This is a genomic window from Chitinophaga sp. YR573, assembly GCF_900110995.1.
Lineage (GTDB): Bacteria > Bacteroidota > Bacteroidia > Chitinophagales > Chitinophagaceae > Chitinophaga.
Genome location: NZ_FOJF01000002.1, coordinates 1657976 through 1683765, shown reverse-complemented (window position 1 = coordinate 1683765; position 25790 = coordinate 1657976). Strand labels below are relative to the sequence as shown.

Here is a 25790-nt window from a genome sequence, read left to right as displayed (position 1 = left end):
GGCAAAGATAAAGCACTACCTTTGCACCTTTCAATTAATTTAGACAATGCTGATAGCACTTCAGGATATTACTTTTGAGTTTGGCGCCAGAGCCATTGTAGAGAATGCCTCCTGGCACATTATACCAGGTGACCGTGTTGGATTAATAGGTATGAACGGTACCGGGAAGTCTACTATCTTACGGGTTATCAATGGGGAATACTCTGTTTCTAAGGGTAGCGTGAACAAGATCAAGAACCTTTCTCTTGGATTTTTCAACCAGGACCTGCTGAGCTTCGAATCCGATGATTCTATCCTGGAAGTAGGCATGACCGCCTTCGAGGAAGCTCAGAAGATCGAAAAAGACATCGAACGCATCACTAAAGAGCTGGAACACAACCAGGAAGAAGCGCTCCTGATTGAATTCAGCGATAAACTGCACCAGTTTGAAGCACTGGATGGCTATAATATGCGCCATCGCTCTGCACAAGTGCTTGAAGGTCTGGGTTTTAGCACCGCAGACCTCGAGCGTCCCTATAACCAGTTTTCCGGTGGATGGCGTATGCGCGTACTGCTGGCTAAACTGATCCTGCAACAGCCGGATGTGCTGATGCTCGATGAACCTACCAACCACCTTGACCTTCCTTCTATCGAATGGCTTGAGAAATACCTGCAGAGTTATAATGGAGCGGTGATCATTGTATCGCACGACCGCTACTTCCTGGACAGGATGGTGAACAAGATTGTGGAACTCTATCAGCAACAGCTCCATCACTACACCGGTAGTTATGAGGATTATGAGATAGAGAAGGAAATGCGCCGCGAAATGCAGCAGCGTTCTTTTGAAAACCAGCAGGAATATATCCGCCAGCAGGAACGTTTTATCGAACGATTCAAAGCCAAAGCTTCCAAAGCGGCCCAGGCACAGAGTGCGATGAAAAGACTGGACAGGCTGGATAAAATCGAACAGGTAGATGGCGGTCCTTCCAAAATCAGGATCACTTTTACCCCGGATAAAGTACCGGGTAAAATCATTGCTACCCTCAACGATGTAAGCAAGAAATTCGGCTCCTTAACAATATTGGATAACGCCCGCGCTGAAATCAGCCGTGGTGATAAAATAGCGCTGATCGGTGCGAATGGTAAGGGTAAGTCTACCCTGCTGCGCCTGATTGCCGGTACAGACGAAATGGAAGGCGAACGTATCCCCGGCCATAACGTAGTAACCAGCTTCTACGCTCAGCACCAGCTGGAAAGCCTGGACCTCGACAGTGAAATCCTGGATGAACTGAAGAACTGCGGTAGCGGACGTTCTGAAGTAGAACTCCGTAACCTGTTAGGTTGCTTCCTGTTCACAGGGGATGATGTGTACAAGAAGATCCGTATCCTTTCCGGAGGTGAAAAAGCACGTGTGGCCCTCGCCAAAACAATCATCAGCCAGGCGAATTTCCTGCTGCTCGATGAGCCTACTAACCACCTGGATATGAACTCCGTACAAATGCTGATTGATGCATTGTCCAAGTTCGATGGTACTTATGTTCTCGTATCGCACGACCGTTATTTTGTAAGTCAGACGGCTAATAAAATATGGGAGATTGTAGATGGAGAGATCAAGGAATTTAAAGGCACCTACACCGAGTGGGAAGACTTTAAAAAACGTCAGGCAGAGACTTTAAAGCAACAGGCAGCGGCTGCCAAACAACTGGCGAATGCTTCTGACAGCAATGAGTCAAAAAAAAAAGAAGTAAAAGCAGCGCCAATAGTTAATACCCCTGTTAAAGGAGTAGCTATTGATAAAGATAAAAAGAAGGAAATCCAGAAACAGCAACGCCAGTTCCAGCAACTGGAAGAGCAACTGGCAGCTTTAAATACTAAAAAGGCATCTCTGGAAGAAGCGTTGAATAATCCGGAAATATATGCGGATAAAAAACGTTTCCAACAGGTAGAATCTGAATACGCCCAAATAGGAAGAGACCTGAAAAAGGCAAATGAGGAATATGAAAAGGCGTTCGAGAAGCTAATGGAACTGGAAGGGTAATAAAGATAATAAAGCTACTTAATTGGCTCCGTTAGGAGCCCCGTGTTTGTAGCAAACGTAATAAACAACAAAACACTGACTCCGTAGGAGTCCCCTGATATTCGCGACTTAGGGGACTCCTACGGAGTCAATAAAGAGAAGATCATTTTTTGCTACAAACACGGAGCTCCTAACGGAGCTTAACTAAGCGGAATTTGTATCAAAATATAACAGGCTCCTAACAGAGTCCTTTGTTTGTAGGATAAAAGCTAATGCTAAATGATGCAAAAGATACTGGTAGTAGAAGATGAAGTCAAAGTAGCAAATGCCGTTAAAAAGGGTTTGGAAGAGAATGGCTTTGAAGTAGACGTTGCATACGATGGGCGCATGGGCAAAAGCCTGGGTGCCAGCAATAACTACGACCTGGTAATCCTCGATCTGAACCTTCCTCATAGCAACGGATATGAAGTATGTGACGTGATCCGCCGCCGGAATAACCGCATCCCTATTATCATGCTCACTGCCCTGGGTGGTATGGAAGATAAAATGCAGGCATTTGAAATAGGTGCCGACGACTACCTGGTAAAACCTTTCGACTTCAGAGAACTGCTGGCCCGTATCCGCGTATTCCTCAAACGCGCAGGATCAGAAGTACAGCAGAACTCCCAGTATAAAATAGTGATAGCAGACCTGGAAATAGACCGGGAAAAGAAAGAAGTAATAAGAGGTGGTAAAAAGATCCCCTTAACCGCCAAAGAATACCAGTTACTTGAATTCCTGGCCCTGCACAAAGGGAAAGTGATCTCCAAACTGGTGATAGCAGAAAAGGTATGGGATATCGATTTTGATACCGGTACCAATGTGATAGAAGTATACATGAACTTTCTCCGTAAAAAGATAGATAAAGACTTTCCCAATAAGCTCCTGCATACTAAAACAGGGATGGGATATTTCCTGGCCGAAGAGTGAAGATCAAATATAAAATAGCGCTTTCCTACGCCATTTCAGCATTTGTACTGCTGAACACCTTTGCTATTCTTGCTTATTATTTCTCTGCCCAGTCACGCCAGGCAGAATACCTGGAACGCCTGGAATACCGGGCCCGTTCTATTGCCAACGTGATCATTGAAGATGATAAAGTGAAAATAGACCTGCTCCGTAAGCTGGATAAAACCACTTTCCAGGACCTCTATAAAGAAACCATCCTGGTATACAACCCTTCATACGACCTGCTCTACGCTAACCTGAAAGACACGGCTATCCGTACTTCCCGTTACCTGCTGGATTATATTAAAAAGAATGGGGAATTCAGCCATGAAAAGGCCAATGGGGAGTTGGTAGGTGTATATTATACCGAAGGAAGTGTATCCGTTATCGTAATCGTCTCTTCTTTTGATAAATATGGGTTTCAGAACTTACAGAACCTAAAGCGTATCCTTATAATAGAGATCATTGTAGCCGTAATCCTGCTGGTCGTCATCGGCTATTTCTTTGCCCGGAATATGGTACAGCCCATAGACAAACTTGTCCGGCAGGTGAAAACCATTAACGCTAATAATCTACAGGGGAATAGTGTAGACGCTAAGGGGAAAGATGAAATCGCCCAGCTGGGGGCTAATTTCAACACCATGCTGCAACGCCTGAGTGATGCTTTTGACCTGCAAAAAAGCTTTGTAAGTAATGCTTCCCACGAACTGCGTACCCCCTTGTCAGCTATCATCAGTCAGTTGCAGGTAACGTTATCCAAGGAACGAACAAAAGAAGTCTACCAGGATATCCTGGCCTCTGTACTGGAAGACGCGGAAAACCTGTCAGACCTCAGTAACGGACTGTTACAGCTGGCACAATCAGAATTGAATCAACAGAAATTCATTTTTAATAAAGTACGGATAGATGAACTGCTGCTGGAAATGGGTAACCTGATCCGGCTGAAACACAGTCCTGTATCTGAAAACAGCCGGGGCCCCAAAGTAGATATCCGTTTCATCAAAGTACCGGAGCAGGATACAGAACTGATCTGTGAAGGGAACGAAAGCCTGCTGAAGGTATTATTCTTTAACCTGCTGGATAATGCTTTTAAGTTCTCTAAGGACAATGCTGCACATGTAAGCATCGACTTCTTCACCCATAACATACAGATCCAGGTTACTGACAATGGGATTGGTATCCTGCCGGAAGAACTGAACAAGATCTTCGAACCTTTCTACAGGGGCGCCAATGCGCAGAAGACCCGTGGACACGGATTAGGACTGTCCATCTGTAAAAAGATCGTACTGCTGCATAAAGGACATATCTCCGTTTCTTCTGTAGCTGGTAAAGGCACTACATTTACTGTTATCCTCCCCCACACCTATCAGTAGTTTAACATTTTAATCACTTTTTAAGTATCCTTAAAGGCCCCTTTAAGTAGTAATGCGGAGCTTTGCACCTATTCTACCATGATATATGAATTGCAATTTTCTTCTCTGCCTGTTATTTGCCTCCGGAATGTATCTGCAGGGATGTAAGCATCCTCAGGTAGAGGGTGGTGTAACAAAGAAGACTTTTGTACTAAGTGATACCATGTTGAAGACAATCAGGATAGATACCGCTGATGTAGAACCTGTATTAATGGAACTCCATTTCTCCGGGAAGGTAGCAGAAAACGAAAGCACAGATATAGTTGTGAATGTAGCAGCAGCAGATTTATCTCATGTAACAAAAGGATACAGGGCAGATGTAGTAACTGCTTCTTTACCTAACAAGATCTTTCATGGTACTGTGGATGGCGTTCATGCCCTCACCGATACTTTATTACAGACAGGACAACTCAGTATAAAAATGGATTTCGCCGGAAAAGCGCTGAAACCCGAAATGTTCACCAAGGTAGTACTTCGCTGTGACGAAGGAGATGATATGGTAGCCGTTCCTGAAACCGCCATCATCGAAGATCACAGTAAGAACTTTGTGCTTGTATTTAAAGATAAGTACAATATCCAGGTGCGGGAAGTAGAAACATACACTACATCAGGTGATGTTACCTACATCAGTAAAGGGCTCAATGCAGGCGAGAGTGTGATATCGGCACATCAGCAGCAGATTTATAACGCGCTGAGTGATAATTAAATTTAGTTCGCATATAGGTTGATAGAATGGACATGCAAACACAGCGCATTCAGATGTATCATTTGTTTGAACTGTTTTCATGCTCAATTACTCCGCCCCGCCGCAGAAGAAACAACGCGGGGCGGTTTTTTCATTTTAGTCCTCATTCAACCTGCGTCTTATCCGCTGTTTGGATTTATTAAAGATCATCTGTCCCTTATCAATTCCCTTTCTCAACTCAGCCCTTTCTTCTTCCGGTAAATGTAAAACTGACTGACATTCAGTACTACAACAGCCTTCATATGCAGCAGCGCATTCATCACACTGGATGAACAGCAGATGACAACCATCGTTTTTACAGTTGGTATGTGTATCACAGGGTTTACCACACTGGTGACACTGACTGATCACATCTTCAGTGATCCGCTCTCCCAGCCTGTCGTCAAATACAAAGTTCTTCCCTTTGAATTTAAGCGGTAAGCCCTGCTCCTTTGCCTTATTCGTATATTCTATAACTCCCCCTTCCAGGTGGAATACATTCTTAAACCCGTTATGTAGCATGTAGGCAGACGCTTTCTCGCAACGTATACCTCCGGTACAGTACATCACGATGTTTTTGTCCTTTTTATCCTGCAACATATCCACTGCCATAGGCAATTGTTCCCGGAAAGTATCAGATGGGACTTCGATGGCCTGTTCAAAATGCCCCACTTCGTACTCATAGTGGTTCCTCATATCCACAACAATGGTATCCGGGTCTTCTGTCAGCTGGTTAAAAGCTGCAGCATCAAGATATTTTCCCTTGTTGGCCATGTCAAAAGTGGGATCTTCTATCCCATCAGCCACTATTTTCTCACGTACTTTGATTTTCAGCACCCAGAAAGATTTGCCGTCATCATCCACAGCGATGTTCAGGCGGATGCCATTCAGGAAAGAGATGTCATAAAGGCAGCTTCTGAAGGCTTCAAAGTTATGCTCAGGGATACTTACCTGGGCATTGATGCCTTCATGTGCCACGTAAATACGGCCAAATACGCCCAGTGCAAACAGTTGTTCATACAACTGGTCGCGGAAAGCATTTGGATCCTCAATTTTTGCGTATTGGTAAAATGATGTGGTAACGCGCCGGAATGATTCGGCTGCCAGCTGCTGTTTTAGCAGGTCTGCAGAGACTCTGTTATGTAATGCCATTGACTTATAGAAATTTTAAGAACACTTGCCTTGTGAGCAAAATTTCAATTTAACCGGGTTTTACTCCCGGTTGAAGCCGCAAAGTTAACAAAATCTCTTAAAATTTCAGCCCTGCCAGGCTTCCGTTTCTTTAGACCATTCGTACAGAATTGAAGTAAGATAATAAGCTGTTGCACTGATTATCAGTACATAACCGGCAAAGCCTATTGTCATAAATGCGGGTAAATCCTGCCATTCACAGAGTTGGGCAACATAAGCCAGGGAAGCCATAAGTATGCCAACGATAAATGCGATGAGTGCAATTCTTTTCATAAGGGTCACATTTACGATTAACACTAAAGTGTGATAGATAAAGCCGTTAAACTGGCTTGAATTGTGTTTAACATATCTATAACATGCCGCACTTACAAATTGTTCAATGAATAAATTTCATATCTGAACCGTTATAACTATCTGATTTATATTGTATATGAATTATTTGTAAGTTGGCATCCTTTTTGGATTAATGGTTTCGGACAAGCAAAATTATAGTGTTACCCAAAAATGTTAATTATGAGTACAATTTTTCTTTACATCGTTTACCTGATAGCAGGTTTATGGATATACCGCATCTTAGCTTATTTTTACGATCGTGATCCGAAAGCAAGCTACAAGACAAGAAAAGCAAAATAAGAAGAAGTTGAAGGAAGGCCCGGAATATAAGGCCTTCCTTTTTTTATTAAGGAGTTTTGCAGGGCTTCGCCCTGCACCCAAAATATAATAAGGTTTATTAATTTGGTCTTGATCTGATCATACCGCCAAACAATCCGCCGAAGCCGACCCTGACCCCGATCCGGGTATTATCTTTACTCTGATATCCGGCAATCACATCTACCCTTATCAGCTTGAATATATTTTCAAGTCCGGCAAAGACTTCCACATAATTATTATCCTTATTGACATAAAATGCATTGGACCCTGCCACCAGGTTCCACTTCAGTTGCTTTAACAACGGTACCTTGTTAGTCAGCAATCCGTTGAAATGATGTTCCACATTCGCTGTGGCATAAAACGGTGCAACGGTACTGTATTTATAATAAGGAGCCAGCTGAAAGCTATTCAGGTACTTCATGTTATAAAACGTTTGATTACCGTTGAAGTGCTGATAATCAGGCAGATCTACCTGTTTACTGTTGAGAAACCCTCCTATCCCCAGGTTGTAGAAAAACTGACCGAACAACTTGAGATTCATATTGTCATTGATGTGGAACTTCCATTTATCGAAGTTAGCATCACTTCCCCCGATATCCGGTATGCCTTTACTGTATCCCACACTGAAAGTCGGGTATTTAGAGCCTACAGGTATCTTCCTGTCTGGCAATGCGATATAATGTTGTCCGGGCTGGAAAGAGAATCCCAGGTCCAGGACAAGCGCCTGATTCCTGTTAAACGGAATGTCAGCCAGCTCATATGGATGATTGGGTAAGAACTGTTTACGTGCATTTTTGAAGATCACAAAGTCGGTGGTATTCTCTACAGGAAAGCGGTCTTCATAAGTTACTCCCAGGGAAAGTACCGCATCCGATTCAAACCGGCGTTTATAGGAAAGCGCTGCATACCTGTTCTCGTACAGCTTCATATAATTCTCCTTCAGCAACAGGGTATAAAATGCATTCGCAATTGGACTAATGGGATCTTCATGATTGAACTGGGAAATCCTTTTCCCGCCGGACAATGTCCAGGCATCACGGCCATAATGATTCGCCAGCCGGCTTTCTCTTGACCAGCTAATATCTCCATATGCATTGAGATGGGTATTGCTGAAACCATATCTTATAAAAGGGGATATTTTCAATTGTTGTTTCCGGGGCAGATTAAAATTGATGCTCGGCTCCACACTTAGTACCAGCCCCTCTACAGTATTATACTCAAGTTGCTGTAACAACCCTTTGATTTCCAGCTGATGCGAATAAATTCCTGTATCCCGCTGGAAATAATACTGATGTCTTACCCCACTCCACAGAAAATCGGTTACTTTTACCCCTGGCTGTCTTTTACGCAGGGTATCCAGATGGCGGGAAGATTTCAGGCTATCCCGGTTGGCCATCGCAGTACTGTCCTTTACATGGAAATCCTTCAGTTCTTCCTTTTCCAGCGGTACAGGACGGATGCTATCCCAGTAGGATACCTTCTTTTTATCAAAAGCCGTATCATATCTCAAAATGGTATTGTCGAAGTATTTCTTAGGCAACTCCGGTTTCAGGTTGTAATTCGAATAGACATTTACAGAAGTACCTGTCATATCAAACCCGAATTGTTTGGCAGCAAAGTAAATCACCTGGTCTTTAGTACGCCATACGTCATTATTTACTGGCACATGGATCTGCCGGATACGCAGGGTATCCATCAGTTCCAGCTCATAATCCTTTGTTAGCAACAAGTCTGCACTATGAATCCTCCAGTCATCATCTGTAATAAAGATATAACCGGAAAACAGGGGTTCGAATTTCCTTTTTGGGATAACAGCTATTTTATTGACGGTCTTACCATCGTCCTGGAATACGCCTTCCAGCCTGTATTTATAAAAAGACAATGCATTTTCTGCTATGGGAGAAATATATCCCCGTTTACTGAACTGGGAGAATACCGCAGTTACATTATTATCATACAATTCTATAAAGGCAGGAAAACTGAAGCCCAATCCTCCACCACTCTGGCGGGATGAGAGCACTTCTACTTTCAGGTCATCCGGTTCACGGAAGGCAATCTTTGTAAGGGATTCTGATAAGAAAACAACTCCCTGACCAGTTGAATCCACGCCCAGGTCATCTTTATCTATTTTCTTTCCAAAAAAGCGGTCCGGCACATTCCGTAGTTTGAACATGCCTTTGATATAGTCGTTACAGGTATATTCATCTACCTGATGTCTGTAAAAACTTCTTTTTTTAATGGCATTCCTGATGATGGCATAAGCAGGATCTTCTCCATCCGATTTTATCACGATCTCTTTGATCTGCATGCTTTGGGGAGATAAGGTCAGATCTATGATCTGTTCCGCATCGGTAACCGTCACCTGTTTTTCCGTTCTGTTATATCCCATGTACTGGCATACAATGGTATAACTACCAGGGGGTAACTCCAGGTGGTATTGTCCTGCAGCATTAGAGGTAGTACCTGCGGTAGTCCCTTTTATTAAAATGGTAGCAAATGGCAGTGGTTCTTTGTGTTCGTTGGTAATTTTACCACGGATAACACCTGCCTGGCAGAAATAACTACTCAGGCAACAAATAATGGCCAGCACAGATCTAAGCATACTCGATTTGATATTATTTACTCTTCTTGTACCGGAGGAAGCTACCTGACAATCCACCCAGGCCGGCAGTAATACCACCTATCATAGCACTTATAACGCCTATCAGGATTGGGTTTTTCACTTTGAGGATCAGCTCACTCATACGGTTGGCCAGAATATGGTCATTCCGTACGTCCATGAAAAAGGCCAGTGCCAGCCATAAGAGAAATACTGCGATGAAACCATTTAAGAAGGAACGCAGTGGCGGAAGAGGAATAAGTACGGCTACCAGGAATGCGGCGATGGCGACTGTCCACCATGTCAGGAACATGCCACCAAGGTAGCTGAGTACGACAATAAGTATAAAACGGGGTAAGGATTTCATAATAGAAAGGTAAGGAAAGATACCGAAAATATAGATTGATAAGGCTTTGATAAGGAATAAAACAGGTTCATCCTCCGTTTATCCTCCGTTAATTAACGGAGGATAAACGGAGGATGAACCTTATCAAGACCTAGTCAGAACCTGTTCAATTACTGTTTACTTACTGTTTTCAAGGGCTTGAAGAATATCTTCCAGTATATCCTGAACATTCTCCAGTCCTACTGAAATACGTATAAGGCCAGGCGTGATACCCACCTTTTTACGCTCTTCTTCTGTCAGTTTAGCATGAGTAGTGCTGGAAGGATGAGAAGCAATGCTTCTGCTGTCGCCAAGGTTAGCCGTAAGGGTCAGCATCTTTAGGGAGTCCAGGAAACGTACCCCGCTTTGTAAGCCGCCTTTCAGTTCAAAGCATACGATACCGCCGCCGCCGCTCATTTGCTTTTTGGCAATATGATGTTGTGGATGGCTTTCCAGCATAGGGTATTTCACCCATTGCAGTAAAGGATTGCCTTCCAGCGCTTTAGCAAGGGTAAAGGCGCTCTGGGAATGACGCTCCATACGGATATGCAGGGTTTCCAGGCTTTTGCTCAGTACCCATGCATTAAAAGGAGACATCGCAGGCCCCGTACTACGGCAGAAAGTATGGATCTCTTTGATAAGGTCTTTTCTGCCAACCACTACACCACCCAGCACACGGCCTTGTCCGTCCATCCATTTGGTAGCGGAGTGAGTAACGATATGGGCACCGTCTTCAATAGGACGCTGTAATACCGGTGAGGCAAAACAGTTGTCTACATTGAGGATAATATTATGTTTATTGGCAATGGCCGCGATAATACTGATATCGATGATTTCCAGTCCGGGATTGGATGGCGTTTCTACGAAGATCATTTTCGTATTGGGCCTGATCAGCGCTTCAATACTTTCCGGGGCATTGATATCGAAATAACTGTATTCTATACCCCATTTATGCAGGAACTTCGTAATGATGGTATGCGTAGAGCCGAAGATAGAGCTGGCAGAAATCAGGTGATCACCTGCATTCATCAGGGCCATAAAACTGGCAAATATGGCACTCATCCCGGAAGCAGTTGCATAACCTGCTTCTGCTTTTTCCAGTGAACAAACCTTCTGTACAAATTCATCTACGTTCGGATTGCTGAAACGGGTATATATATTATTATCCGTTTCGTCTGCAAATGTTGCACGCATTTCTTCTGCACTGTCGTATGTAAAACTGGACGTCAGGAACAAGGGAGTGGAATGTTCCATCTGCCATGTTTTTTCTGTCTGTATCCTTACTGCATTGGTCTCCGGCCGGTACTGATCTTTATCCATTTGTTGGTATATTATGTATTTGACTTAGTCAACCAATGGAAAAACCGATTAATTGACTAAGTCAACCTAATTAACGTAATTACGCGTTCACCTTGGTTTCCCAGGTAAGATTAGCTCCTGCGGCACGCAGTGTTTCCGCAACAGAGCAATACTTGTTCATAGAAAGTTCTACAGCGCGGGCTGCTTTGTCCGGATCGATATCTCCTGTAAGATGAAACACCACATGTGCGTTTTCCCATAAGGATGGTTCCTTTCCTTTTTCTCTTTCTCCTTCTATTTCGATGCGGAAATCTTTGACTTCCTGGCGTTGCTTTTTAAGGATCATGGCAACGTCTATGGCAGAGCAACCACCTAATCCCATCAGCAACATTTGCATTGGTCTTACTCCATTATTGCTACCGCCGTTTTCAACGGAAGAATCCATCAGCACTTTATGTCCGGCTTCATCCACTGCTTCCATATTGAACGCATCATCTAATCTCTGTAGTGATATCTTCATATTTCAGATTGTTTATCATACAAAGATAACATAAGAAGAGAAAACATCCTTTTCTCCTTTCTTGTGTTATATTTGCGCAAATTTTTCGGGGATTTGGCAATACATCAGTTTCATAGCATTCAGGAATTTACATTAGAATCGGGCAATGCACTGCACGAACTGAATATCTCTTATCACACTTACGGCCAGCTTAACAAAGACGGTAGTAATGTTATATGGATTTGTCATGCACTGACTGCCAACGCTGATGTGGCCGACTGGTGGGCTGGAATGGTTGGCCCGGGTAAATTCCTGGATCCCGCTGAGTATTATATCGTATGCGCTAATATCCTGGGCTCCTGTTATGGTTCTTCAGGACCTCTGTCCATCAATCCACAGACTAAACAACCCTATCATCTTTCCTTTCCGCAGGTAACTATCAGAGATATGGTAAAGGCACATGTACTCCTGCGCCAGCATCTGGGCATAGAACAGGTACATCTGCTGGTAGGTGGTTCCATGGGTGGATACCAGGCACTTGAATGGGCATTACTGGAACCTGAACGCATCGGACGTCTCTGTCTCTTAAGTACCGGGGCAGCAGAAAGTGCCTGGGGCATTGCCGTGCACACAGCACAACGCCTGGCCATTGAAGCAGACAGCACATGGAAAGATAATCATGCCTCTGCCGGCGCTACCGGTCTGAAAGCGGCAAGAGCCATCGGTATGCTTACCTACCGCAACTACCAGACCTTTGTACGTACCCAGTCGGACCCCGACAAAGAAAAGATCGATAACTTCCGCGCTACCTCTTATATTAATTACCAGGGCGATAAACTGGTGAAACGCTTTAATGCGCAATCTTACTGGCTGCTCACAAAAGCCATGGACAGTCACAACATTTCCCGTGGCCGTACTACAGATGTTGCAGGTACCCTGGCGCTGCTGAAACAGCCTTCCTTCATCGTCGCAATTACCAGCGATCTGCTTTGTCCGCCTGAAGAACAACTGTTTCTCTCACAACATTTACCGCATGCAACCTATCATGAAATTGACTCTTCTTACGGGCATGACGGCTTCCTCATTGAGTTCGAAAAAATAGGTAAAATCCTCTGTGACTGGCTTAAACAGCCGCGTTAAAATCTGATTAAAAAGGTCTTAAAATCCATTAAGCCATAGCGATATCTTATACTACCGATCTATATTTGTGTAGTTATTATATGTTAAAGACTATCGCCTACATATTACTTTTTATACACGTCAACACTTCTATGTTCATCCCTGTGGTGGAAGAGAAAGATGTGTATGATGCACGTGGCAGGCAGATAGACGATATCAATACTTTCTTTGAATACGTAGACCAGGTGATATTAGGGAATACGGATATTACACGGGAGGATGAGGATGATGATCTGCCTCATTACTTTACCGGAAGTACCGGTATCTCCTATTATATCTCCCCTAAGGAACAACTTGCATGTAGCATTAACGAGCCAACAACGAAAGAACTCGCAGTGGCGTATCCCCTGTTGCCTGTGCAAAAAACAAGTTCCGTAGCATACGACATTCTTACTCCCCCGCCGGAAGTATAATTTTCCACTTCTATCAACTCAATTATATAACTGATCAGTGATGGCTGCTCCGCGGAGAAGCTAATGAACTAATCTATGCAGATATTGTTTGATCAGTATACACCAGCTTTAAAATTGTATTAAAAATTAAAATAGATGTATAGTCGGGATTCTCAACCTTTACACCTCACCCGGAATGTAGCAAAGATCTTTGCCTGCTGCCTGTTCATATTGATGACAGGAATATCGGCACATGCACAGGATACATTGCATATCACGCTGCAGGACGCTGAAAAACAGTTTTTGGATAAGAACCTTCAGTTACTCGCAGAGAAATACAATGTATCTATCGCCCGCGCCCAGATCATACAGGCGAAGTTGTACAACAACCCAAACCTGCAGCTGAGTGGTAATATCTACAACCCGGACCAGAAAAAATGGTTCGATATCAGTAACAGTACAGGCCAGTACGAAGTAGGGATTCAACAAATGATTTCCCTGGCAGGTAAAAGGAACAAACAGGTGAAAATAGCACAGACCAATGCTGCTATGGCCGAAAACTCCTTCTTCGACCTGCTGCGTACCTTACGCTTCTCTCTCCGCAGTAACTTTTATCAGGCTTATTTCCTGCAGAACTCTATGAGCGCTTATGCAGAGCAGATCTCTTCTCTTGAAAAGATGGATGCTACTTATAAGGACCTGCAAACGAAAGGACTGGTTACACTGAAAGATGCCGTTCGTCTCCGTTCATTATTATATAGCTTAAAAGCAGAAAGGACTACCATGCAGAACCAGGTGAACGACCTGGAAGCTGAAATCCAGCTGTTACTGCAGAATAATCATGTATGGTATGCACTGGATATGCCGGCAGATGTTGTGGCCAGCATTCCATCTGTAAGACAAACCAGCCTGCAAAGCCTGATAGACAGCGCTTATGAAAACAGGCAGGACCTTGCACTGGCAAAAAACAGTCAGCTCTATAACGAACAGAACTACAAACTACAGAAAGCTGTGGCAGTACCAGACCTCACCCTGGGTGCCGACTTCGATAAAAGAGGCAGTTTCGTGAATAACGCCACCTTCCTCACCGTAGGTATAGACCTCCCTTTCTTCAACAGGAACCAGGGTAATATCAAGGCTGCGAAATATGGTATTGATCAGACTAAGTTGCAGGTACAGCAACAACAGATGACCGTAGAGAATGAGGTACAAACAGCTTATTCCAAAGCACTGAATACGGATAAAATGCTGGAATCTATTGATCCCGGTTTCCGTAAAGACTTTGAACAGCTGTTGAAAAACATTACAGACAACTTCCTGAAAAAGAATATCAGCCTGCTGGAACTCACAGATTTCTATGATTCCTATAAAGAAAATCTTTTGCAGCTCAACCAGTTGCAGAACGACCGTATGCAGGCTATAGAAACACTGAATTTTGCTGTAGGTAAAACCTTGTTCAATAATTAATTATAACTGAAAAATGATCATGAAACCTTTCACTATATATATCGCTCCGCTTGCTTTTGCATATATGCTTACTGCCTGCGGCACTCATTCATCTGAAGCGCCTAAAGACGACGCGACTATTTCCGATAGCCTGTACAAGAATGTACAAACCGCTCCTGCTACTTTTGAACAGCCTTCCGAATCTATTAAACTGAATGGTAAAATAGAACCCAACGAAAGCAAAGAAGCAAAAGTATATGCACTTGTAAGTGGTAAAATCAAAACCGTTCAGGTGGAAATGGGTGATTACGTGAAACAGGGCCAGGTACTGGCCGTACTGCAGAGTTCTGAAGTTGCCGGTATCACCAACGATGTTTCCCTGGCAGAATCCAGCGTAGACCTTGCCAGGAAAAACATGGAGACTAAAAAAGAACTGTTCGAAAGTAACCTGGCTACTCAACAGGATTACTTAAGCGCACAGATCGATTATAAAAAGGCCGTGTCTGAACAGAACCGTGCTAAAAGCGTCGCTTCTATCACCGGTGGTAACAGCTCTTCCTACACCTTAACGGCTCCTATCAGCGGTTATGTGATCGAAAAGAATATTTCCAATAACTCAGAAGTTCGTCAGGATAACAATACCAACCTGTTCACCATAGCTGATCTTTCTACTGTATGGATCATCGCTAACGTGTATGAGGCAGACATTTCAAGTATCCGTTTGGGTGATGAAGTACGTGTAACCACACTGGCTAATCCTGAGAAAGATTACATCGGTAAAATAGACAAGGTATATAATGTACTGGACCCTGCTAACCGTACCATGAAAGTTCGTATCAGCATGTCTAATGCCAGTAATGAACTGAAACCCGAAATGTTTGCTACCATCAAGGTAAATACCAAACCTTCTGCAAGTCTGCTGAGTATCCCTGCCAGTGCTATCGTAATGGACAACAGCAAACAGTATGTAGTGGTGAAGCTGGCATCTAAACTGGAAATACGCGAAATCAAAGTGCTTCGCAGAATTGATGACAAAGCCTTTATCTCTGGTTTACAGGCCGGAGACCAGGTAGTGACCAGCTCACAGGTATTTATTTACGATGCTCTAAATGTTCAATAGCCAAGCAGAATCTTATGCAAAAAATCATAAAAAGTATTATAGCCTTTTCCCTAAAGAACAGGCTCTTTATAGGGTTTGCTACGGTTGTATTAATCGTATGGGGCGTTATCGCTTTCAGGAATATTCCCATTGAAGCATTCCCGGATGTTACCAATACACAGATTACTATCATTACACAATGGTCTGGCAGAAGTGCGGAAGAAGTAGAGAAGTTTGTAACAGTGCCTATTGAAATAGCCATGAACCCGGTACAGAAGAAATCATCCGTTCGTTCTACAACGGTATTCGGTCTGTCCGTAGTGAAAGTTATTTTCGATGATGATGTGGATGATGCTTTTGCCCGTCAGCAGGTAAATAACCTGTTACGTGATGTGGAAGTACCGGATGGTGCAGACCCGGACGTACAACCGCCTACCGGTCCTACAGGTGAGATCTTCCGTTATACACTGGAAAGCAAAACGAAAACGGTTAGAGAATTAAAAACATTACAGGATTGGGTGATTGAACGCCGCCTGTTAAATGTACCGGGTGTAGGTGATGTGGTGAGCTTTGGGGGTGAGGTGAAAACATATGAGATCACCGTAAACCCACAGAAGCTGGCTTCTTATGATATCACACCACTGGACGTATACAGCGCTATTTCCAAAAGTAATATCAATGTGGGGGGTGATGTGATCGTCGATAACTCACAGGCCTATGTAGTACGTGGTATCGGCTTACTCAACAACTCGGAAGAAATAGGGAATATCATTGTAGATAATATTAATGGTACCCCTATCCTCGTAAAAGATATTGCCCAGGTGGATGTCTCTGCCCTGCCCCGTCTCGGACAGGTAGGCCGTGATAAACAGAATGATGTACTGGAAGGGATCATCGTAATGCGTAAAGGCGAAAACCCAAGTGAGGTAATTAAACGTGTACAGGAAAGGATTGCCTACCTGAATGAAAAGGTGTTGCCTTCTGATGTGAAAATCAATACGTTCTACAACCGTAGTGACCTGATTGAATTTGCGACACATACGGTACTGCATAACATGCTGGAAGGGATCATCTTTGTAACGGTGATCGTGTTCCTGTTCATGGCCGACTGGCGTACAACCGTTATCGTGGCTATTGTAATACCACTCGCACTCTTGTTTGCATTTATATGTCTGACACTGAGGGGGATGTCTGCCAACCTGTTGTCAATGGGCGCTATCGACTTTGGTATTATCATAGATGGTGCCGTCGTGATGGTCGAGGGTATCTTCGTACTACTCGATGAGAAGTCGCACAAAATCGGTATGGAACGCTTTAACAAGCTGTCCAAACTGGGTATCATCAAAAATACCGGTGGTGAATTAGGGAAGGCTATCTTCTTCTCTAAACTGATCATCATTGCCGGTTTATTACCAGTATTCTCCTTTGAGAAAGTGGAAGGTAAGATGTTCTCTCCGCTGGCCTGGACATTAGGTTTTGCGTTACTGGGTGCATTGATCCTCACACTTACACTGATCCCGTTATTAAGCAGTATCCTGCTCCGCAAGAATGTGAAGGAAAAACACAACATTTTTGTAGAAGGGATTACCAACGGGGTGATGAAAATGTTCACCTGGACGTATCATCATAAACGTATCTCTTTGATTTTTGCCAGCATTGCAGTAGTCATTGGTTTATTCATGTTCAAATACCTGGGTAGTGAGTTCTTACCTGAATTAGATGAGGGTGCGATCTACATCCGTGCTACCTGTCCGCTGAGTGTGTCACTGGATGAATCCAAGACACTGGCAAATAAGATGCGGCGTATTATCCTCTCCTTCCCTGAAGTGAAACAGGTGATGTCGCAAACAGGTCGTCCGAACGATGGTACAGATGCTACCGGTTTCTATAACGTAGAGTTCCATGTAGACATCTATCCTAAGAAAGAATGGAAAAGTGGCATCTCAAAAGAGGAACTCGTAGATGAAATGCAGAAGAAACTCTCCGTATTCCCGGGTATCAACCTCAACTTCTCCCAGCCTATCATGGATAACGTGGAAGAAGCCGTATCTGGTGTGAAAGGATCGCTTTGCGTAAAGGTGTATGGAGATAGCCTCGTCTATACAGAAGGTAAAGCGAATGAGATCTATGATATCATGAAGAATATCAAAGGTGTGGAAGATCTGGGTGTTATCAAGAATATCGGTCAGCCGGAAATGCGTATAGAACTGGATGAAAATAAGATGGCTTTATATGGTGTTACTACTGCCGATGCCAATGCGATCATTGAAATGGCCATTGGTGGTAAAGCGGTAACACAGATTTATGAAGGCGAACGTAAATTCCAGCTGCGTCTGCGGTATGAAGAGCAATACCGTAACAACGCTGAAGCTATCAGTAACCTGATGGTGCCTACGCTCCGTGGTGCGCGTGTTCCTATCAAGAACATCGCTACCATCAGAACCCTCACAGGACCCAGCATTATTTTCAGGGATGATAACAGGCGTTATACCGCTGTGAAGTTCTCTATCCGTGGTCGTGACATGGGTAGTGCGGTAGCAGAAGCACAGGCGAAGGTGGACAAACAGGTAAAACTGGCCAAGGGGTATGAGCTGCAATGGGCGGGTGACTTTGAAAACCAGCAACGTGCTACCAAACGTCTGACGCAGGTGGTGCCTATCAGTCTGTTGCTCATCTTCCTTATCCTGTTTGTGATGTTTGGTAATGTGAAAGACGCAGGGATGGTATTGCTGAATGTACCTTTTGCTATCATTGGTGGTATTGCGGCGTTACTGGTCTCCGGTACAAACTTCAGTATCTCTGCGGGTATCGGTTTCATAGCACTCTTTGGGATCTGTATACAGAATGGGGTAATCCTGATCTCTGTATTCAAGAACAACATGCAGAAGGTGAAAAAGCATGAGTTCAACAAGCATACACTGGAAGTAGCTATCCGCGACGGGGTACGTACAAGGGTACGTCCTGTGGTGATGACAGCTTTGATGGCAGCTATCGGTTTATTACCGGCGGCCCTGTCAAAAGGTATCGGTTCTGAAACATCCAAACCACTGGCAATTGTGGTGATAGGTGGCTTGATTACTGCGACCGTATTAACACTGCTGGTATTCCCGCTGTTCTTCTACCTGGGTTACAGGAAAGTAGGTCAGAAGATGGATTAGCCTTAAAGGTAATATAATATTGAAAAGTCTGCGGTCTGTCATGGCCGTGGACTTTTTTTGCTTATATTTAGTACTATATTACCTAATAAGGTCACCAAAATCACCACAGTATGAGGAATTACCTACAAAAATCAAGTTTGTACCTTCTATTATTTTTTACCCTGTTTGCTGTTACCTCAAATGCTCAGCAACAAAACACTATCACGGGCACAGTCACAAACAAAGCAACCGGCGAACCTATGCCCGGTGTAAGTGTCAGCCTCAAAGGTACCTTATCTGGTACCGTCACAGACGGAGCCGGTCACTTTAAACTGAACACAACGCGTCCTTTTCCTGTTACGCTCATTTTTTCATCTGTAGGATTCTCCAATGAGGTGGTAGCTGTCAGCAGCTCCTCGGATGTTAGCGTAAAATTGGCATCTACAGAGATACTTGGCAATGAAGTAGTTGTTGCCGCCAGTCGTGTATCAGAAAGTATCCTCAGCTCTCCTGTTTCTATTGAAAAGCTGAACCTCACCGCCATCCGTGAAACACCTGCTCCCAGCTTCTACGATGCGTTACCTTCCTTAAAGGGCGTAGAGTCCAGCGTACAGAGTTTGAGCTTCCGTGCGGTGACTACCCGTGGATTTAATACCAACGGTAACACCCGTTTCAACCAGCTGATGGATGGAATGGATAACCAGGCACCCGGACTTAACTTTTCCGTAGGTAATATCGTTGGGGTCTCTGAACTGGACCTGGCTTCCGTGGAACTGTTACCTGGTGCTTCTTCTGCATTGTATGGTGCAGGTGGCATGAATGGTACTTTACTCATGACCAGTAAAGATCCTTTTGAATACCAGGGACTAAGCGTGAAATTACAAGCGGGTATGAATCATCTCGGCACTGTACAGCAGTCCTCCGTTGGTTTTATTCCCGATGTAATGTTGCGTTATGCCAAAGCATTCGGCCGCTTCGCTTTTAAAGTGAACTTTGGCTATATGCAGGCGGACGACTGGCAGGCACGGGATTCTACCAACTTCGACCGTTTGAACCTGAAAACGAAAGCCGGTTATTCTCATACTACAGATCCTAATTACGATGGAGTGAATGTATATGGGGATGAAATCAATACTAAATTTGGCGCTTCCGCTGGTTTGCTGAACGGTGTATCTGTATCACGTACCGGTTACAATGAAAAAGACCTGGTGGATTATGGTACTAAAAGTCTGAAAACAGGACTGGCATTACATTACAAAATCACAGACAAAATAGAAGCGATTGTACAGGGCAACTGGGGTTCCGGTACTACCGTGTATACTGGTTCCGACCGTTACTCCCTGCGTAAATTCAACCTTGGACAATATAAACTGGAACTGAGAGGAAAGAACTTCTTCTTACGTGGTTACACTACACAGGAACGTTCCGGAGAAGCATACAATGCTACTGCACTCGGCACCCTGCTGAATGAAACCTATAACCCCAGCGCTGTTACAGATGCCAACGGGAATGTTATAGGCGGATGGTTTGCAGAATATGCCACCGTCTACAACCAGGCAAGAGCCGGCGTATTCGCTGGTGCACCAGGTGTTAAAACAGATGCAGAAGCGCATGCTATCGCCAGAGGATATGCAGACCGTGCCCGTTTACAGCCAGGTTCTGCCACCTTCAACACAGCTAAGGATGCCATCACCAGCCGTTATATCGGTTTCGGTACAGGCAGGAATGGCGCTAAGTTTAATGATAAAACAAACCTTTATCATTATGAAGGATTCTACAATTTCTCAGATCATGTAAAAATCTTTGATCTGCAGGCTGGCGCGTCTTATCGTCGTTATTCTTTAAATTCTGATGGTACCATCTTCGATGATGCCAGCGGAAGAATTAAGATAGATGAATATGGAGGTTTTGTGCAGGCAGGTAAAAAACTGGTGAACGATCGTATCAAATTAACCGCGTCTGTACGTTATGATAAGAACGAGAATTTCGATGGCAGATTTACGCCTCGTATCTCCGCTGTATTTACCGTTGCACCGCAACATAATATCCGTTTATCCTTCCAGACAGCTTACCGCAACCCTACCAACCAGGACCAGTACATAGATCTTCCAATCCGTTATAATACCAGGCTGATAGGAGGTTTACCGGGAATGCTGACAAAGTACGACCTGTATAACAACAAAGGGTATACGCAAGCCAGTGTGCAACAATATGCTGCTACCGGTAATCCTGCTTTGTTACAGACATATACTTTCGGAAAATTCAGACCAGAGAGTGTGAAAGCATGGGAAATCGGGTACAAGGGATTGATAAAAAACAGGCTGTTGATAGATGCTTATTACTATTACAGTTCTTATAATAACTTCCTCTCCTACCTGGTATTGATCCAGCCAACCAAACCTCTGGCACAGGACCCCGCACTTAACAGCGCCAATATCTTCGCTACATACGTGAACAATCCATCCGATGTAGTAACGCAGGGTGGTGCATTAGGACTGGATTACCTGATCAGTAACTGGACATTGTCCGGTAACGTATCTTATAATGATATCACAAAAGAATCCGCAGGATTAGCCTCTTCTTTTAACACACCTAAATACCGTTTTAATCTGGGACTGGCTAACAGGAACGTGTATAAGAATATCGGGTTTAATGTAACGTATCGCTGGCAGGATGCTTTTCTATGGAATGCAAGTTTTGTAACCGGCAATGTATCTGCTTACGGAACAATAGATGCACAGGTGAATTACAAGATGCCTAAAGCAAAAGCTACTATCAAACTGGGTGGATCTAATATCCTGAACCACTATTACCAGACATCTTTTGGTAATCCGACAGTAGGTGGCATTTATTATGTATCACTGCTGTTTGACGAAATATTCAAATAAGAACTTCCCTAAATAGACGACGTCCCGGGCACTACACCCGGGACGTCTGATTTGTTGTAACCCTCAGCTGCATAAAGCACTGAAGTATCTTTAGTTATTTTATACGTTGAAGCGGAAGTGCATCACATCTCCATCTGCCACAATATACTCTTTACCTTCTATACGCAGACGTCCGTTATCACGACAAGCGGCTTCTGAACCATATTTAACAAAATCTTCGTAAGCGATCACCTCTGCCTTGATAAATCCCTTTTCAAAATCCGAGTGAATTACACTGGCAGCCTGTGGTGCTTTCCAGTTTCTCTGGATAGTCCAGGCACGTACTTCCTGCACACCAGCAGTAAAGTAAGTGATCAGGTTCAGCAGGTCATAAGCAGAACGGATCAGACGGTTCAAACCTGGCTCTTCCAGCTTATACTCAGAAAGGAACAGTTCCTTATCTGCCGGATCTTCCATTTCGGAGATCTGTGCTTCAATGTTATTATTCATGATGATCACCTGCGCACCTTCCGCTTTCACAGATTCTTTCAATTGTTCTGAGTACTTGTTACCAGTGTGCATAGATGCTTCATCCACGTTAGCTACATATAATACTGGTTTTTCAGTCAGCAGGAACAGGTCTGCAATAGCAGAACGGTCTTCCTTGCTCAATCCCAGTTCACGGATGTTACGGCCTTTTTCCAGGTGCTCCTGGCACTGTTTCAGTATTTCAAACTCTTTTTTAGCCTTTGGATCTCCACCGGTCTTTGCCATCTTTTCAGTACGGGCCACCTTTCTTTCCACACTTTCCAGATCTTTCAGCTGCAGTTCGGTATCAATGATTTCCTTATCACTAACAGGATTAATAGCGCCCTCTTCTCTTAAGATATTATCATCTTCGAAGCAACGGATCACATGCACCACAGCATCTACTTCGCGGATATTTCCAAGGAACTTGTTACCAAGACCTTCACCTTTACTGGCGCCTTTTACCAGGCCGGCAATATCCACAAATTCAATAGCAGTAGGAACCACACGGTTTGGCTTTACCAGCTCTTCCAGTTTATATAAACGTGCATCCGGTACATCTACCGATCCAACGTTAGGTTCTATAGTACAAAAACGGTAATTGCTGGCCTGTGCCTTGGCACTGTTGCTTACCGCATTAAACAATGTCGATTTCCCTACATTCGGCAATCCAACAATTCCTGCTTGTAACGCCATTTTAAAAAATTTGCGCGAAGATAATACTTTTTTCGCTTTCACGAAGCGGGTCTATAAACGATAATATTATATATATCAGGAATTGTACTTTAAATATTTAATATTTGCGATTAGATTTGAGTTAAGGTAACTGAACTTATATATATGGTGTTAAACTACGTATGGCTGGCTTTTTTCCTGATATCTTTTGTGGTAGCGCTCGTTCGCCTGATAGTGTTTCATGATACAGCCATCTTTACTACCGTCATGACTGGTATGTTCGATAGCGCCAAAACCGGGGCGGAAATATCCCTGGGGCTGGCAGGCATCATGACCTTCTGGCTGGGAATTATGCGTGTAGGGGAAAAAGCAGGTATGATCAAGGCGTTTGCCAGAGCCGTAAACCCCTTCTTTTCCATGCTGTTTCCGGGTATCCCTAAAAACAACCCTGCCATGGGTTCTATCCTGATGAACTTCAGTGCAACGGCCCTTGGACTGGATAACGCTGCTACTCCCCTTGGTTTGCAGGCTATGAAGGAGCTACAGGAGATTAATCCTGAGAAGGAAACGGCCACCAATGCCCAGATCATGTTCCTGGTGCTGAATACGGCGGGTATTACCATTATCCCTACTTCCGTGATCGCCATCCGGCTGGCCAGCGGGGCCGCCAATGCTGCTGATATATTCATTCCTGCTCTGATAGGTACCCTGATCTCTTTTTTATCCGGGATGATAGCGGTAGCCATCTTTCAGCGTATTAACCTGTTCAGACTGCCTTTCTTCATATTTGTGGGTGCTCTTGGCGGTTTGATTTACCTGCTTACTCAAAGTGTAAAAATATTCCCTCCTGAAAAGTTCGCATTATATACAGGTTTGGCCGGAGGACTACTCATTTTTACCGTAATCGCTTCTTTCCTCATCATGGCCATGATCAAAAAGATCAATGCCTATGAAGAATTTATTGAAGGCGCTAAAGAGGGTTTCAAAACTTCCGTCTGCATCATCCCTTACCTGGTAGCTATGCTGGTAGGTATCAGTGCATTCCGTAATACCGGTTGTATGGATTACGTCGTGAACGGTATCGGAACTTTCTTTGCATGGATGGGTTTCAATACCGACTTCGTTCCTGCCCTGCCCGTAGGCATCATGAAAACTTTCAGTGGAGGTGCTGCCCGCGGATTAATGATAGATGTAATGAAACATTACGGAGTGGATTCCTTCCAGGGACGCCTTGCCTGTATCATCCAGGGATCAACTGAAACTACCTTTTATGTACTGGCCGTATACTTTGGCTCTGTAAATATCAAAAACACCCGTTACGCACTTACCTGTGGTTTAATAGCCGATTTTGTAGGAGTAGTATGCGCGATCATTATAGGGTATATTTTCTTTCATTGATAAAAAATCATGCGTATATTGGGCGTTACCACCGTCACTTATACTTTGATTAAATCATGCCTAAGAAACCACTACATGAAGACTGGATCGCAGTTATTATTGCTTTTGTAACGATTGGCCTCGTATGTCTGGGGCTAAAACCTTTATTGCCTAAATTTACTGTCTGGTCGGATGCGGGTACCTTCAGTACCCAATTGGGTAACATTGTACTTTGGAAACAAATGGGTATCCTGTTCCTTTGGGTATTGGCCAGTCTCTTTGTTGCAAAACTGCTGGTTGGTTACACGCAGCTACTTAAACTCATCCCTTCTCTCCTTGCCGTTATATTCATTACGTTAATAGCACAGCTGATTGCGAATAACAGTTCCATGAAAAGTTTTGGAATTGAGGTGGTATTGTTCAGCCTTATACTGGGTTTACTGATCAGTAACCTCATCGGAGTACCTGGCTGGATGAAACCTGCTATTCAAACAGAACTATACATCAAAATCGGTCTGATACTCCTGGGATGCAACGTCATCTTTAAAGATATTCTGGAAGCAGGAGCGTTAGGTATCGTACAGTCCGTAGCCGTTGTATTTACCGTATGGTATTTCAGCTTCTGGGTATGCCGTAAACTGGGGCTGGATGATGAATTCCGTATGATGATATCCAGTGCGGTATCTATCTGCGGGGTATCAGCAGCTATTGCCACTGCCGGAGCTATTGAAGGTGATAACAAAAAGCTTTCACACGTCATCTCGCTGGTACTGATAGTGGCCATTCCCATGATGTTATTCATGCCTTACATCGCTATATGGGCGCATATGTCCCCCAAAGTAGCAGGCGCCTGGCTGGGTGGTACCATCGATACATCAGGAGCCGTAGTAGCAGCAGGTACTATGCTGGGTGAAGAAGCCCTGAAATATGCCACACTGGTGAAATTCTCCCAGAACGTATTACTGGGGCTGGCAGCTTTTCTGATCTCTCTTTACTGGTCTTATTCCCGCAAGGAAGCGAACTTCGAAAAGCCTACATTAAAAACAATATGGGAACGTTTTCCCAAGTTCGTACTGGGTTTTGTACTGGCATCCGTATTCTTCTCCTTTATATTACCAACACCGCTGGTAGCAGCAGCCAAGGGCTCTTTAAAAGAGTTACAGACATACTGGTTTGCGCTGGCATTCACCTGCATAGGGCTGGAAACAAAGTTCACCGATATCTTTAAAATGGAGAATGGACGGCCTGCACTGGCGTTTATCATCGCACAGGTGTTCAATATCTTCTTTACGTTAGGAATTGCTTACCTGGTATTTGGGTAGCAAATGCGCTCCAATGTCGTTTAGT

General features: G+C 44.0%; 19 protein-coding genes. 12 read left to right on the top strand and 7 right to left on the bottom strand.

The features are described from left to right. Positions 1–46: 46 nt before the first annotated feature. The 4 genes from BMW86_RS26410 to BMW86_RS26395 all read left to right on the top strand — a co-directional run bounded on the left by BMW86_RS26410 (position 47) and on the right by BMW86_RS26395 (position 5101). Positions 47–2017: an ABC-F family ATP-binding cassette domain-containing protein gene (locus BMW86_RS26410; RefSeq protein ID WP_089785697.1), complete on the top strand. Its 1971-nt coding sequence runs from the start codon at positions 47–49 to the stop codon at positions 2015–2017. 258 nt (positions 2018–2275) lie between these two features. Further along, a complete protein-coding gene (locus BMW86_RS26405; RefSeq protein ID WP_089785695.1) occupies positions 2276–2965 on the top strand; it encodes a response regulator transcription factor in 690 nt (229 codons plus the stop codon). Continuing rightward, positions 2962–4356, top strand: coding sequence for a sensor histidine kinase (locus tag BMW86_RS26400; RefSeq protein WP_089785694.1), 1395 nt, complete (start codon positions 2962–2964; stop codon positions 4354–4356). The genes BMW86_RS26405 and BMW86_RS26400 overlap by 4 nt, the downstream gene beginning before the upstream one ends. 85 nt (positions 4357–4441) lie before the next feature. Beyond that, positions 4442–5101 carry an efflux RND transporter periplasmic adaptor subunit gene (locus BMW86_RS26395; RefSeq protein ID WP_143056701.1) on the top strand — a complete coding sequence of 220 codons (660 nt, stop codon included), beginning with the start codon at positions 4442–4444 and terminating at the stop codon, positions 5099–5101. 135 nt (positions 5102–5236) lie between these two features. Here the strand turns inward: BMW86_RS26395 and BMW86_RS26390 are convergent, their stop codons facing one another. The 6 genes from BMW86_RS26390 to BMW86_RS26365 all read right to left on the bottom strand — a co-directional run bounded on the left by BMW86_RS26390 (position 5237) and on the right by BMW86_RS26365 (position 11764). Then, positions 5237–6271: an oxygen-dependent tRNA uridine(34) hydroxylase TrhO gene (locus tag BMW86_RS26390; RefSeq protein WP_089785690.1), complete on the bottom strand. Its 1035-nt coding sequence runs from the start codon at positions 6269–6271 to the stop codon at positions 5237–5239. A 105-nt stretch (positions 6272–6376) separates the two neighbouring features. Continuing rightward, on the bottom strand, positions 6377–6583 hold the full coding sequence (locus tag BMW86_RS26385) for a hypothetical protein (RefSeq protein ID WP_089785688.1): 207 nt from the start codon (positions 6581–6583) through the stop codon (positions 6377–6379). Between the two features lie 457 nt (positions 6584–7040). Further along, the gene (locus BMW86_RS26380; RefSeq protein ID WP_089785686.1) at positions 7041–9563 is read right to left on the bottom strand and encodes a DUF5686 and carboxypeptidase regulatory-like domain-containing protein; all 2523 of its coding nucleotides are present in this window, start codon (positions 9561–9563) and stop codon (positions 7041–7043) included. Positions 9564–9576: 13 nt separating this feature from the next. Further along, entirely contained in the window at positions 9577–9927 is a 351-nt protein-coding gene (locus BMW86_RS26375; protein WP_089785684.1) for a hypothetical protein, read from the bottom strand. A gap of 156 nt (positions 9928–10083) precedes the next feature. After that, positions 10084–11265: a trans-sulfuration enzyme family protein gene (locus tag BMW86_RS26370; protein WP_089785681.1), complete on the bottom strand. Its 1182-nt coding sequence runs from the start codon at positions 11263–11265 to the stop codon at positions 10084–10086. Positions 11266–11344: 79 nt separating this feature from the next. Then, complete coding sequence (locus BMW86_RS26365; protein WP_089785679.1) at positions 11345–11764, bottom strand: OsmC family protein; 420 nt, start codon at positions 11762–11764, stop codon at positions 11345–11347. Between the two features lie 93 nt (positions 11765–11857). Here BMW86_RS26365 and metX point away from each other — a divergent pair, with 93 nt between their 5' ends. The 6 genes from metX to BMW86_RS26335 all read left to right on the top strand — a co-directional run bounded on the left by metX (position 11858) and on the right by BMW86_RS26335 (position 21884). After that, complete coding sequence (metX, locus tag BMW86_RS26360) at positions 11858–12883, top strand: homoserine O-acetyltransferase MetX (RefSeq protein ID WP_255373011.1); 1026 nt, start codon at positions 11858–11860, stop codon at positions 12881–12883. 80 nt (positions 12884–12963) lie between these two features. Next, positions 12964–13335: a hypothetical protein gene (locus BMW86_RS26355; protein ID WP_143056700.1), complete on the top strand. Its 372-nt coding sequence runs from the start codon at positions 12964–12966 to the stop codon at positions 13333–13335. 135 nt (positions 13336–13470) lie between these two features. After that, positions 13471–14781 carry a TolC family protein gene (locus BMW86_RS26350; protein WP_255373010.1) on the top strand — a complete coding sequence of 437 codons (1311 nt, stop codon included), beginning with the start codon at positions 13471–13473 and terminating at the stop codon, positions 14779–14781. Between the two features lie 19 nt (positions 14782–14800). Continuing rightward, complete coding sequence (locus BMW86_RS26345) at positions 14801–15880, top strand: efflux RND transporter periplasmic adaptor subunit (protein WP_089785846.1); 1080 nt, start codon at positions 14801–14803, stop codon at positions 15878–15880. Between the two features lie 14 nt (positions 15881–15894). Next, the gene (locus BMW86_RS26340; RefSeq protein ID WP_089785675.1) at positions 15895–19017 is read left to right on the top strand and encodes an efflux RND transporter permease subunit; all 3123 of its coding nucleotides are present in this window, start codon (positions 15895–15897) and stop codon (positions 19015–19017) included. Between the two features lie 110 nt (positions 19018–19127). Beyond that, positions 19128–21884, top strand: coding sequence for a TonB-dependent receptor (locus tag BMW86_RS26335; RefSeq protein WP_089785673.1), 2757 nt, complete (start codon positions 19128–19130; stop codon positions 21882–21884). Positions 21885–21983: 99 nt separating this feature from the next. Here the strand turns inward: BMW86_RS26335 and ychF are convergent, their stop codons facing one another. Continuing rightward, complete coding sequence (ychF, locus tag BMW86_RS26330; protein ID WP_089785671.1) at positions 21984–23087, bottom strand: redox-regulated ATPase YchF; 1104 nt, start codon at positions 23085–23087, stop codon at positions 21984–21986. 144 nt (positions 23088–23231) lie between these two features. Between ychF and BMW86_RS26325 the strand changes: the two genes are divergently transcribed. Together BMW86_RS26325 and BMW86_RS26320 are read left to right on the top strand one after the other, a co-directional pair. Continuing rightward, positions 23232–24464, top strand: coding sequence for a nucleoside recognition domain-containing protein (locus tag BMW86_RS26325; protein WP_089785669.1), 1233 nt, complete (start codon positions 23232–23234; stop codon positions 24462–24464). Positions 24465–24520: 56 nt separating this feature from the next. Beyond that, on the top strand, positions 24521–25765 hold the full coding sequence (locus tag BMW86_RS26320; RefSeq protein WP_089785667.1) for a YeiH family protein: 1245 nt from the start codon (positions 24521–24523) through the stop codon (positions 25763–25765). The last annotated feature ends 25 nt before the right edge of the window (positions 25766–25790 follow it).